Source organism: Ruegeria sp. C6, assembly GCF_056537625.1.
In genome coordinates, this window is sequence record NZ_JBQFRW010000001.1 from 17159 (window position 1) to 30004 (window position 12846).

A 12846-nucleotide genomic window follows, 5' to 3' on the forward strand; every position below is an offset into this window, starting at 1 on the left:
CCGGCCCCTCGCTTAAATCGCCTCTCACTCGTGGCGGAGTAGCTCAGTTGGTTAGAGCAGCGGAATCATAATCCGCGTGTCGGGGGTTCAAGTCCCTCCTCCGCTACCAGAACTTCCCAAACAAATACTGCGGCCCTGTTAGCTGGGTTTCCATTTGGATCGCGCCCTCGGGTTCCGTGCGAGTTCAGACCAAACGCTGCAGTTCTTTGCGCTTCGTCGGTCTGAGGCCGCGAAGCGAGTTCTACCGCAACGTAAAAGGTTGGTTCCGGGCATGAACCGCGTGATTATGGTACTAAATCCGAGAAAATCAAATAAACCGAACGATCGGTCGAAAATATAGTTGAATACGAACGCAGACCGGGCCAGTCTTTGATCGCGCCGTGTCCGGGGATTCCCTGATTTACTACTGGCATCGCATTTCGTCTGAGGAGGCACGATCATATGACCCAAGTCATCGGGTATGAGAAAGTGGGCGATATCGCCGTTTTGTCGGCTGAGAACCCACCCGTTAACGCGCTGGGCGTGGATGTGCGCCGGGGTTTGTTGTCGGCGATCGAACGTGCCGAAACAGAGGGCGCGCGCGCGGTTTTGATCTATGGTGAGGGTCGGACTTATTTTGCAGGCGCAGACATTCGCGAGTTTGGCAAGCCGCCACAGGACCCGTGGCTGCCCGCACTCTGTGATCGGATTGAGGCGTCGCCCTTGCTGGTGGTTTCTGCGTTGCATGGAACCGCGCTTGGTGGTGGGCTTGAGGTTGCCTTATCCTGTCATTATCGCGTTGCCGTGCCGTCTGCGAAGGTGGGGTTGCCCGAGGTTAATCTTGGTATCATTCCTGGCGCTGGCGGCACCCAGCGCTTGCCGCGTGTTGCCGGAGTCGAGGCTGCATTGGACATGATCACGACGGGGCGGCACGTCCGAGCTCCAGAAGCGCTTGAGATGGGTGTGCTGGACGAAGTTCAGGATGGTGATCCGCGCGAGATCGGCCTGGCCTATGTCAGAGAGCTGCTTGCAACTGATGCACCTCGGCGTCCTGTTTGCGATATGGCCCGGCCCGCCCCAATCGATTTTGATGCGGCCTATAACGCGGTGCTGAAGAAGGGCCGGGGCCAACTGTCGCCTGCGATTGCAGTGCGGGCAATACAAGCCAGTTGCGAGGCCGAGGATTTTGCATCCGGTTTGGCTCGCGAACGGGAATTGTTCATGGACCTGATGGCCTCGGATCAGCGCAAAGGGTTGATCCACGCATTCTTTGCGGAACGTGCGGTTGCAAAATTGCCCGAGTTGAATGGGGTCGAGCCGCGGGACCTGCAACAGGTCGGCGTCATCGGCGGCGGCACGATGGGCGCTGGGATTGCCACCTCAGTTCTGCTGGCGGGGCTTCCTGTCGTGCTGCTTGAGATGTCACACGAGGCAGCGCGGTCCGCTAAAGATCGTATCGCGGCAAATCTGGCTGGCGCCGTGAGGCGCGGAAAGCTGAGCCAGGACAAACATGATGATATTCTGCAGAACCGGCTGACCCTGGCCACGGACTATGACGCACTGAGTGGCGTCGATCTGGTGATCGAAGCCGTGTTCGAGGACATGGCAGTGAAGAAAAAGGTTTTTGCGCAACTGGATGCGGTCTGCAAAAGCGGTGCGGTATTGGCGACCAATACCTCATACCTTGATATCAACGAAATTGCCGGATCGACCGAAAGGTCACGGGATGTCATCGGTCTGCATTTCTTCTCCCCAGCACATGTGATGAAACTGCTTGAGATCGTGGTGGCGGATCACACCGCGCCCGAAGTTGTGGCAACGGGTTTCGCGTTGGGCAAGAGGTTGGGCAAGGTGGCCGTTCGGGCAGGTGTGTGCGACGGGTTCATAGGTAATCGGATTTTGGGCACATATCGGAACTGTGCTGATCACATGGTGCTGGATGGGGCGAGCCCATTCCAGATCGATGCTGCGCTGACCGGGTTTGGATTTGCGATGGGCCCCTATGCAGTGTCAGACTTGGCCGGATTGGACATTGGCTGGGCGGCGCGCAAGCGGAAACGGGCGGCAGGCCAGGATCCGCGCGTTCGCGACAGTTTCTATGCCGACAAGCTGTGCGAGGCCGGACATTTCGGCCAAAAAACCGGCAAGGGCTATTACATATATGAAAATGGCAAGCGGGGTGGAGAGCCGAACCCCGAGCTGACATCATTAATCGAAGCCGAGCGTGCGGCCCAGAACATAACTCCACGCGCGTTTACGGATGAGGAGATCATACGTCGCTATATGGTCGCGATGGTGAATGAGGCGGCGAAGGTGGTAGGCGACGGCATCGCGCGTAGACCGCTGGATGTGGACGTTACGCTGCTCTATGGCTACGGTTTTCCGCGCTACTGGGGTGGGCCGCTGAAATGGGCAGATTTGCAGGGTTTGCCGGGCGTATTCAACGATATTCGCAAGTGGGCTGAAGAAGATGCCTTTTTCTGGCAACCTGCACCCCTGCTTGAACAACTGGTGGCCGAGAACCGCTGCTTTGATGATCTCAACAAAGATGCCTGAAGTCTCGGGGCAAAGGCTCCCGCGCCTGCGCAACATTGGCTGCGCCAATATTGCTAGCCGCCTTGGGCCCGGCATCGCGCAAAGCGCGATGCCGGGCCCAACAGGAGGAGGCGTTTCGTAAGAAACGTCGACGACTGGCGGGAGGGTTTGTTGTTAACCCAGTGCACCTTCGGCAGCAGTCCGCACAGCGCGAATATTGTCGCCATAGACCGACGGGTTTGAAACTGACCCGCCTTTAAAAACTGCTGATCCGGCGACCAACACGTCAGCGCCTGCAGCGGCCACCAGAGGCGCTGTTTTGGGATCAACACCGCCGTCGATTTCGATATGCACCGGTCGGTCGCCGATCATCTCGCGCAAACGTTGCACTTTTGCGGTCATGTCGATGAATTTCTGCCCCCCGAAGCCAGGGTTGACGGTCATGACGCACACCAGATCAGTCAGGTCCAACAGATGTTCGACGGCCTCGGCGGGCGTCCCGGGATTCAACGCGATCCCTGCTTTCATTCCCGCAGCGCGTATCGCCTGCAGCGTGCGGTGCGAATGCGGCCCCGCTTCGACGTGCGCGGTCAGCACATCAGCGCCCGCATCGGCATAGGCTTGAATATAAGGATCGACCGGAGTGATCATCAAATGCACATCCATGACGGTCTTAACATGTGGGCGAAACGCTTTGACCGCTGGGGGACCAAAAGTGAGGTTTGGGACAAAGTGGCCGTCCATCACGTCCACATGAACCCAATCCGCCCCTTGCGCTTCGATGGCCTGAATCTCCTGTCCGAAATTTGCGAAATCGGCTGACAGGATCGAGGGAGCGATCTTGATGGAACGGACAAAGCTCATGACTGGCCTCATGTGGGTGTGCTGTTGCGGTGGCGTATACCCTCGACTCGCGTCAATGCATAGGCCTGACTGCGGTGAAGCTGATCGATAGATTCAATATACAAACCCGCCAGTTCAAAGCCTGCTCAGGCGCGATAGAAAAGATATCGATCGGGCGCGATGGTCTCGGGGCCTTCAATCTGCGCAAAACCCGTCAACGGTTGCCCTGAAATCAACAACCCACCGGGTCGCATGACCTGTTTGATCAGAGGGCTGAGGCGCGCCGCTTCGGCAACATCTTCTGACTTGATCCCGCGGCCGAAATCGTAGTGCGCCAGCGCGATTGTTTGGCCTGCGTCCGCCAGTTTACGCAACATCGGCTCGGCCTCACCCTGCAGGAAATCCTGTGCCGGTGGCGTGCTGTCGGGATGACACTGCAAGACGCGATCCATCACCCATATACGCCGAGAGGGCAGGATCTCACGCAGATGATCATAGGTACGTCCGTTACCTAGCCCCAGGTCCAGAACGTCCCCTTCCATGGTGCCGATCTGTGCGGCGGCCCAGTTTAGCCCATCGCGTTGCGCCGTCAGGCGGCGCAGCATGGAATCCAGTCGGCTCATTCGGGCTCTCCTTGCGGTTTAGTTGCGTGGTGCGGTCCAGGGTGTGCCCGGTCCATCAAGCAGCCTGTGCAACAGATCCTGTGTAAACGTCCAGATGTCCTGATCATGGACCAGATGATGCGTCAACACCCCAAATGCTTCGGCATTGTCTGCGCGACCGGTGCGTCGGTCATGCAGCAGCTCAACTGTCTGTGCGATCAGTCTGTCAGGGTCGATTAAACCGCGCGTCCCGCGCCAGTCGATTGGATCGAGATGTGTGTTTATCTGCGCGAGGCCGGGCGCCGCGAGCGGTATCTTCCGGGGGGTCGCCGTCGACAGTATCCGATAGCCCAGCCCGTGAAGCTGCATGGCGACTTTGGAGTCGATCCGATTCCACGGGGGCACAAACATCGGACGCAAGTTGTCACCGAACAAACCTCGCAGCCGGGACAATCCAGCCTCGGCATCTGCAACTACCGCTTCAAGGGGCCGGTGCAGGCGAAATTCGGCTTTCTTCTCGTCTGCAGGCGCGTGGTTCTGATGCGCCCAGCCATGCACAACCGGGATCAAAACAGACTGATCTGACACATACTCTGCAAGTACCGTCTGCGCCTCACGCGGGATTACCGCCAGATGGACTGGCAGGCCGAGCTCGTCTGACATGGCCGATAGCTTTTCTATCTGTGGTGTCACTGCAACTGCATCGTCATCACGCCACCACAAGGGCAGGGTCAATCCTGCATCCTGCCAGCGCCGCAACTCTGACTGCAAGGGGCGCCAATCAGGCCTCATCGGCTGGCCTCGTACAAGCTCACTGCAATATCCACTGACCGGCGCGCGCCATCAAACCCTTCGGTCATCGGGGGGCGTTCAACACTCGAAATGACATGCTCCAGCGCATTGGCCAGCGAGCCGGCGGTCAGGTCAGAACTGTTAAGCACCTCGATCCCGTTCAACTGCGAAAGAGATCGCGCGCGCAAAGATTGCTCAACCTCTTTGCCATCATCGAAGGGGATCAGAACCGCCGGGGTACCGCTTTGCAGCAGGTCCATGGCGGTGTTGTAACCGCACATGCTGACCGAGGCGGCGGCAAGCGGCAGCATTTGGCGAAAATCAGGGCGGACGGTTTCAAGAAGAACCGATGAACCCTCGGCCATTTGCGAAAGCTCGGCGATCCGCGCATTGGCATCCTGCCCGCCCACCAACAGGCGCCAGTGCCTGTTGGGCATCTTTCGGGCGGCCTCGATGGCCGCTTGAAAGATCGGCTGGCCGACCGACCCGCCACCCGCGCTGACCAATATCTCGCCCTGGCCTATGCCATCCGGATGACTTGGCGCAGCACTTGGGGCCACGAAACCGGTGTAATGCAGGCGCGATGCCAGTTGATCCGAGACAGGCCAACTGACTTCAAGTTCGGTGATCTTGGGGTCGGAATGGACCAGAACGCCGTCGTAAAACTCTGCGATAACCTCATCCGTTTGGGTTACCTTTGCGGGCTTCGATGGCGGCGCAAGAATGTCACGGATCGAACCAAGGATGACGGGTGGCCGAGGTAGGTCTCGTGCGGCTTTCAATGCAGATTTGAACTCCGCGGCCAAAGAGCGCCGCCCGAACGGATAAAGCTCGGTGATCAGAACCTGCGGCCCGAAGCTGCTTACCGCCTGCGTCAGGGCGTTTGTGCGCGCAGCGAAGTAGGCCAAGTCGGCCACAGCGCCATTCTGATCAAGCAGGCGGGTGAAATCGGTGCCATCAGACCGCAGCGGCGGTAAATTCAGTAATGATAATCCACGTGTGCCAAGCTGAGGCGCAGGCATGCCACCCGAGACCACAAACACCTCGTGGTCCTGTTCGGCGAACGCGCGCCCCAATGTAAGGGCCCGGCTAAGGTGTCCGGTCCCTAACAGATGGGTAACAACGATCATCACCTTCATGGTCAAACCTCACGCGCAATCAATCGAACGGGTTCGGGTTCAGGCCGCATTTCGTCCAAGTCTACGATAAACAGTCTGTTGCGCTTGATCTTGAACGGCGCAGGGCCGGCAAAATTCCAGCCCCACGCCTTGGCCAAGATCACCCTCATGATGCCGATATGGCAGACCGCGAGATTGTCGCCGTCCAAGCCCGCCAGCCACGGCGCGATACGCGCCCATAATTCGGCTGGGCTTTCGCCGCCCGGAGGCCGATAATCCCAGCCCCAGTCTTCGATGTGGCGGTAACCGCTATCGGGTGTCTCGATCAGCTCAGCACCGCGCTGTCCCTCCCATTCGCCCCAATTCATCTCGGTCAGGGCCTGAGATGTTTTGGGCGCTTTACCCGATACCAACTGCGCTGTTTCAGACGCGCGGCTTAGCGGGCTGGACCAGATTGATGCCGCGTTCCATGGCGACGGCAGGCAATACCTCGCAAGTTCAGCCCGAGCGTCGGCATCCAACGGAATGTCGCTGCGCCCCTGAATGCGACCCGCGCGATTCCAATCCGTGTGTCCATGGCGCAGAAGGGCGAGACGGGTCATCAACTTTTCTCCAACAAGGGGCGCACAGTGGTCCAGAACCGCACGGTGGCGGATGGCATCAGATGGCGGTGCGCGACATACGCGCGGGCGCGATTGCCCTCAGACTGGCTCAGGTCGGGATGGTCCAGAAACCTCTGTATACGCGCGGCCAACCCTTTGGCACCCGATCCGGTATCGGGATGATCGGAAGGTATCAGCACATCACGAACACCGGGGCGATCTTGTGCTGCGACGGGAACGCCGCAGGCCTGGGCTTCAAGATAGACCATTCCATAGGCTTCGTTGACCCCAGGCCAAACGAACAAGGACGCTTGGCTGTACCGGGCCCGCAACGCGTCCCGATCCAGTTGTCCGAGAAACCGGACACGAGGTCTGAACCGCGCCATCAGCGCCTCGACTTCCAATCGGGCCGGGCCATCGCCTACCACGTCCAACGCCCAATCCCCTGTCAGATGTTCCAACGTGTTGGCCAGAATGGCGTACGAGGCCAGCTTGTCCCCCGGCCGCATCATGCCCACGGTCAGCATCGGCCCATCACGGGTCGAAACAGGGGGTAACTCCGTGATGGGAAGAAACGGAGGCAGCTCGACGAGCGCCTGCGTACCGAACCTTTCCCGTTCTAACGTGATCAAATCGTTGGCAGTGTGGTAAAAAATCACCTGCGCAGAATCGCACGCGTCGTGCGCCGCTTGCGCAAAATCAGCCCATGGGCCTGCAAGCCGGCTGTTGGCGCGGGTACTTTCCAGCTGCACATACGGGATGTCTCTTGCGCGGCTCACGGCCGGGCCGAGCAGGTCGGGGGCCTTGTAGTAGTTGTGATAAGTCACCCACAGGTTCGTGTCAGAGGGCAGTTCCTCAGCCAGTCGTGCAGCCTCGGCAGTTGCCTTGCGGCGGAATTCGTCCTGAAGCGCGCGGTCGCCTGCTTTGTCGTAAATCCGCAAATGCGAGGCCAAGTCGACAATGTCTCCCTCAGCGCCGAGGGCCTGCATCAGGTTGCGGGCCATTTCGCGATCACCCGAGGGCTTGGGACTGTCGGGGGACTTCATCGGTGCATAGAAAGCCACCCGCGACATCAGGGTCCGTCCGCGCACAAGGCGCTGAGCCGCTCGGACAAGCGACGTATGCCCGGGTCCATCCGGAAGTCGGCGATCAACCGGTCATACGCGGCCTCAGCCATCTCGGCCGTTCTGGTCGGGTTCCTGGCGAGATCCGCAATAGCCGAGGCAAGAGAGGTCGGGTCATCTGCTGACAACTGACCGTGAACACCGGAATCAATGAACTCCGGGATGGCTGACACCGGCGTTGACAGGATCGGGAGGCGCTGGGACGCGGCTTCCATCAAAACATTGGGTAAACCATCGCGGTCGCCGTCGGCAGCAATTCTGCTGGGCAGGACAAACAGATCAGAGCGGCGCATCTCGGCAATGACTTCCGGTTGATCGCAAGCCCCCATCCACGTGATCCGATCGGAAATCTCTGCGGCATCGGCTTGTGCGCTCAACTCATCGCCCAGATTTCCGCCGCCGATATGGGTCCAATGCCAATTCAGCGATCTGGGGAGTAGCGCGAAAGCTTGGAGAAGCCGGTCAAAGCCCTTCTTTTCGACAAGACGCCCGACCGACAGCATGTGAAAGGGTGCATCCTCTGCACGCGAACACTGCTGGGGAGGTGCAGGAAACCGCGACAGGTCCAGCCCATGATAGATCAGTTCTACCCGCGCAGGATCATCAGCCAGTTCGCGCAGATGTGCGGCACCAATGGCAGTACAGGTTGCCCCGAAGATGGCGCCGTGAGAGGCCAGTTGCAGCTTTTCCCGCTTTTCCCAGTCTGGTGAGGTCCAGATATCTTTGGCATGCGCCGAAAAACTCCAGGGCAGGCTGCGCATGATAGACGCATAGCGGGCGACCGAAGACGGAGTGTGCATGAAATGCGCATACAGCGCCCGCGTTTGATCGGGCAGCTCAGCGGCCAATACGCAGGCCTGACCAAACCGGCGAATTCGGTTGTGAGTCGGGTCTCGGCGAAGGTCTTGCCGCCAGACCTGGTAAGCTTGCGCGTATCCGGGCAGACGAGCTGCAATGTCTCGCGCAGTCGCCAGCCGCTCAGGCTCTTCATAAAGGTATTCCGGCAGGTAATGCACCTGCCCCTTGAGGCGATCGTGCAGAGGATGGCGCTTGGTATCGGTCGGGTGGCGCAACGACCAGATATCGAAGCTGTGCCCTGCCTCCTGCAAGGCCACCAATTCTTGCGCGATGAACGTCTCGGACAGGCGCGGCCAGCCTTTGACCAGCACCGCCAGCTTGGGGGGTTCGCGCGTCATCCGGTGGCGCGCTCTTGTTCCGCGCCTAGCAGCGCGTTTATGCGATGAGTGACGTAGCTTAGCCCGTCCAACAACCCTGCGCGAATGGCCTGCGAAGGCAGCGGCTGATGGGGCAAGGCGCGGATCGCGCGGATCATTGCATCCGCTGTCAGACCGTCACGGTTTTCATCCAGCATGCGTACCAGACCCAGATCCTCGGCGCGCGAGGCACGAATCCATTGCTCCAGCCGCGGCGTCGTGCGCGGAACAATGACGGCGCGTTTGTCGAAGGACAAAACCTCGCAGAAGGTATTGTACCCGCCCATGCAGACCACACCGGCAGCGCCCGCGAACAGCGTTTCGATCTGCGATTCAAAGCCAACGGCGGTCACACGGCCATTTAGGGCGGCGACACGGGTTTCAAAATCTTCGCGTAGTTCGCCTGACAGGAAGGGCCCATAGACCAGCACAGCGCGGGGTGACAGATCCGGGTCTTTTTCATATGCGGACAGCACCAAATTGACCATCGCCTTGCCATCGCCGCCACCACCAGGGGTGATCAGGATATACGGTTGTTCTGGTGGCTCACCAACCGGCCCAAGATCGCGACGTAGATACCCTGTCCAATGAATGCGCTGTTGCGTCGCCGGGCTGAGGGGAAGGCCTTGTGTAGGATCGTAGACCGATCGCAACCCATATACCCAGATCTCATCATAGAATCGTTCAGTCGCCGAGATCGCGTCCTTACGCTCCCATTCGGCGGCCAGTACTTCGGGCTCATCCAGAACGTCGCGCAGGCCCAGAACCAATTTGGTTGAGCAGGAGTTTTCAAGATACTCAAGCGTCGGCAGCAGCTCACCGCGAAAACCGGTAGGCTCTTTGTCGACGATCAGCACATCGGGGTCGAACTGTTCGACAGATGTCTGGATCAGGCTTGCGCGCAACTCGGTCACATCATCGATGCCCATGCCGATGGTCTGCGAAGCATACGAGCCGTCGGCGCGTTTGGTGACTCCGGGTAGGCGGACATGGTCAACCCGACGCGGAAAAGTAAACCGTCCGGCAATGGGTGAACCGGTCAATATGAGGGCCGAAGCGCGTTGATCGGCTTGTGTTATGGCCGCAGCCAGCGCGCGTGACCGGCGCAGGTGACCCAGGCCGAACGTGTCGTGACTATATAGCAGGATGCGCGGTGCGCGGCCGTGATTTTCGTTTTTGATCCCTAGGCTCATGCCTTCGCCTGTTTCGGTTCCAGTGCAACTCCGCGCGTCTGCACCTGATTATCGTAATTCTGCCAGACCTTCTTGCCAAAGGCACAGATTCCGCCGTCCAAATGCGCCAAACATTGCGAATTGGCAACAGCATAATGCCACCGCCGGCAACAGGCGCACCTTGCGATATGCAGGCCGATGGTTCTTCATGCACAAGCCAATTCGGAGGCTGGACGCCTCAGGCGGTCATATTCAATTTTTGTTGTCTTGGAAACACTTTATCCCATCCATTGCGTCAGGAACACGGGCTCTCACGTTGTTGACACCGCGTGTGCGGATGATTTGAACAGCCTTCTGAGGTTCTATAGTCTTGGACGCAGCTACGAATTGGATGCGATATACGATGAAAACGAATGTTCTGGCCGGGCTGATTTTGGTGATTTGGGCGGCAATGCTGGCCAGTGCAACCGACGCGGTTGCGCAAACTTCGCTTATTCCAGGATACCCAATAGGATCAAGCGAGGAAACCGGTTCTTCAAGCTCTGCCGCTGACAGCGATCTGGCGGCGGCCATTCGATCCGCTTCCGAGGCGGGCGCAAGCGTAATCGTAATCGACAGCGCCGGGCAGGTTGTATCGGCAGCGGGCAATAGCGCCGACGCGACGCCAGAGGCAGATAGCATTGATCACATGGCTGAGGGTTCTCAGCTGATGAAGGCGCAAGAGCGGTTCTCAAAGTTCCGGGATTCCGTACGCTCGCGGATGGAGGCGCTGCCCTATTCGGTCTTTGAGGTCCAATACATCCTCAGACAGACCAGTCCGGACGGGCGGATTCAGACCTATGTCGAGGTGTTGGTCCTGAACGTGTTGTTCCTTTTGCTGGGGCGTTGGTTGTCGATCGAAATCTACGGCAAGCGCATCGCGAAGCGTTTGGTGGTTGCGCGCATCAAGGAAAACCCGGTTGGCTATCGTGAAAAGATGCCTTTCCTTGTGTATCGTTTCGTGATGGGCATTGGCGGAACGATCTTTGCCATGCTCATGGCGCTGATCGTTGGCTATCTGTTCTTTGGTGAAGCGGAAGACATATCAATCCAGTTTACTGTTACGGCAATCTTTACCGCATTCTTCCTCTCTCGCACCGTCTCGGACTTGTGGCGGATGGTTCTGTCGCCTTACCTCAGCCAGTATCGCCTGCCGCCTTTTTCAGACCGGGACGCCAAGCGCCTGTATGTTTGGGCGTCAGCACTGGCGACCTATGACATCTCGGTTGTTCTGTTCTCGACATGGGTCGCGGATTTTGGGCTGAACTATAACGTCTATGCCATGGTCTATGGTAGCCTGACGCTGATCGGGGCGCTGGGCAACATACTGATGATCCTGTTCAATGCACGCGCGATCTCGAACGCTATTCGTGGCGGGCGTGCTCCGGATCAGGTGTCTTGGATACTGAAGTTCATCTCTTTCGCCTGGGCGCCGGTTCTGGTGCTTTATATGGTGTTCAGCTGGTTCAAACTGGCCGTTGATCTGGTGCTCGAGGTTCAGGATTCGATCCCGATCGTGGCCAGCAGCTATGCCATCTTTATGTCCGTCGTCGTGGCCTACGGCGCGATGAACTATCTGCTTGAAAGGTATTTTGATCGCAATCGCAGAATTGAGGTGATGAATGCCGACGCAGAAGCGGCTGAGCAGATCGAGGATGAGCTGGTGGCTGATACGCCGCAGGCCGAAAAGCGCAAACACGCCATTCTGACGTACGAAGACCTTGCCCGTCGTGTGGCAGGCATTCTGGCCTTTGTGGTGGGGCTCTATGCGCTGGTAGTGATATGGAACCCGCAGGCCAATTGGTCGGATGACTTGCCTATCGAGCGGGCGCTGGATGTGATGGTGATCCTGTTTATGGGTTACATTCTGTTTCACTTCTTCCGCGTCTGGATAGATAGCAAGATCGCGGAAGAGACGGATGACGGCGGTGCTGAAGCCGAGCTGGGCGACGAAGGAGGCGAAGGCGGGCAGAGCCGTCTTGCAACTTTGTTGCCTCTGTTCCGCGGGGCCATTCTGGCTGTGGTCGTTGTGACCATCGCGCTGATTGTATTGATGGAACTGGGGATCAATGTCAGCCCGCTGTTTGCCGGTGCAGGTGTTGTGGGTCTGGCCGTTGGTTTCGGGTCGCAAACCTTGGTCCGCGACATCTTCTCGGGTGCGTTCTTCCTGATGGATGATGCTTTCCGAAAGGGTGAATACATCGACATTGGTGATGTGAAAGGGACGGTCGAAAAGATATCGGTCCGGTCCTTCCAACTGCGCCACCACCTTGGTGCGCTCAACACGATCCCATTTGGAGAGATCAAGGTTCTGACAAACTATTCCCGCGACTGGGTAATCATGAAGCTGCCGTTGCGGGTGACCTATGACACCGATGTCGAAAAGGTGCGGAAGCTGATCAAGAAGCTGGGTCAGGAGCTGCTGAGCGATCCGGTGATTGGTGATAACTTCATTCAGCCGCTGAAATCGCAGGGTGTGATCGAGATGCAGGATTCGGCGATGATTATCCGGGTCAAGTTCATGACCAAACCGGGTGATCAGTGGCTGGTGCGCAAGAAAGTCTATCAGGATATTCGTGAGCTGTTTGCCCGTGAAGGCATCCGGTTTGCGCATCGGGAAGTCACCGTGCGACTGGCGGATGACAAAGAGGCCGAGGACCTGACTCCCAAACAACGCGAGGCTGTCACAGGGGCCGTTCAGGCCGCGATTGACGAAGACTATCTGGACGATATCGGCCCCGGCGGTGGCGATGATCGCTAGGAGGGCTCCCGCCCCTTTGGTTTGCGTCTCTGGCGAGACGTCAACCAAAGCGTTGGGCCGGGCCG

10 protein-coding genes and 1 tRNA gene are annotated in these 12846 nt (G+C 58.5%); 3 read left to right on the top strand and 8 right to left on the bottom strand.

Translation table 11 applies throughout. The features are described from left to right. Positions 1–32 precede the first annotated feature (32 nt). Positions 33–109, top strand: a tRNA-Met gene (locus ACR0MJ_RS00095). A 332-nt stretch (positions 110–441) separates the two neighbouring features. Next, the gene (locus ACR0MJ_RS00100; protein ID WP_480758280.1) at positions 442–2535 is read left to right on the top strand and encodes a 3-hydroxyacyl-CoA dehydrogenase NAD-binding domain-containing protein; all 2094 of its coding nucleotides are present in this window, start codon (positions 442–444) and stop codon (positions 2533–2535) included. 153 nt (positions 2536–2688) lie between these two features. Here the strand turns inward: ACR0MJ_RS00100 and rpe are convergent, their stop codons facing one another. From rpe to ACR0MJ_RS00140, 8 genes are all read right to left on the bottom strand, one after another. Beyond that, positions 2689–3378: a ribulose-phosphate 3-epimerase gene (gene rpe / locus ACR0MJ_RS00105; RefSeq protein ID WP_480758285.1), complete on the bottom strand. Its 690-nt coding sequence runs from the start codon at positions 3376–3378 to the stop codon at positions 2689–2691. 125 nt (positions 3379–3503) lie between these two features. After that, positions 3504–3980 carry a class I SAM-dependent methyltransferase gene (locus ACR0MJ_RS00110; RefSeq protein WP_170397683.1) on the bottom strand — a complete coding sequence of 159 codons (477 nt, stop codon included), beginning with the start codon at positions 3978–3980 and terminating at the stop codon, positions 3504–3506. Positions 3981–3998: 18 nt separating this feature from the next. Further along, positions 3999–4751: a polysaccharide deacetylase family protein gene (locus tag ACR0MJ_RS00115; RefSeq protein ID WP_170596921.1), complete on the bottom strand. Its 753-nt coding sequence runs from the start codon at positions 4749–4751 to the stop codon at positions 3999–4001. Beyond that, positions 4748–5890 (bottom strand): glycosyltransferase family protein, encoded by a 1143-nt coding sequence (locus ACR0MJ_RS00120; protein WP_480758289.1) that lies wholly within the window; start codon positions 5888–5890, stop codon positions 4748–4750. The genes ACR0MJ_RS00115 and ACR0MJ_RS00120 overlap by 4 nt, the downstream gene beginning before the upstream one ends. Before the next feature lie 2 nt (positions 5891–5892). Continuing rightward, a complete protein-coding gene (locus tag ACR0MJ_RS00125; protein ID WP_480737149.1) occupies positions 5893–6471 on the bottom strand; it encodes a histidine phosphatase family protein in 579 nt (192 codons plus the stop codon). Then, the gene (locus ACR0MJ_RS00130; RefSeq protein WP_480758292.1) at positions 6471–7544 is read right to left on the bottom strand and encodes a glycosyltransferase family 4 protein; all 1074 of its coding nucleotides are present in this window, start codon (positions 7542–7544) and stop codon (positions 6471–6473) included. The genes ACR0MJ_RS00125 and ACR0MJ_RS00130 overlap by 1 nt, the downstream gene beginning before the upstream one ends. Next, positions 7544–8791 (bottom strand): glycosyltransferase family 4 protein, encoded by a 1248-nt coding sequence (locus ACR0MJ_RS00135; protein WP_480758295.1) that lies wholly within the window; start codon positions 8789–8791, stop codon positions 7544–7546. Before ACR0MJ_RS00135 ends, ACR0MJ_RS00130 begins: the two co-directional genes overlap by 1 nt. Further along, positions 8788–10002 carry a hypothetical protein gene (locus ACR0MJ_RS00140; protein WP_170424455.1) on the bottom strand — a complete coding sequence of 405 codons (1215 nt, stop codon included), beginning with the start codon at positions 10000–10002 and terminating at the stop codon, positions 8788–8790. The genes ACR0MJ_RS00135 and ACR0MJ_RS00140 overlap by 4 nt, the downstream gene beginning before the upstream one ends. A 382-nt stretch (positions 10003–10384) precedes the next feature. On the opposite strand from ACR0MJ_RS00140, the gene ACR0MJ_RS00145 reads away from it, so the two are divergent. Next, positions 10385–12781 (top strand): mechanosensitive ion channel family protein, encoded by a 2397-nt coding sequence (locus ACR0MJ_RS00145; protein ID WP_170424453.1) that lies wholly within the window; start codon positions 10385–10387, stop codon positions 12779–12781. The last annotated feature ends 65 nt before the right edge of the window (positions 12782–12846 follow it).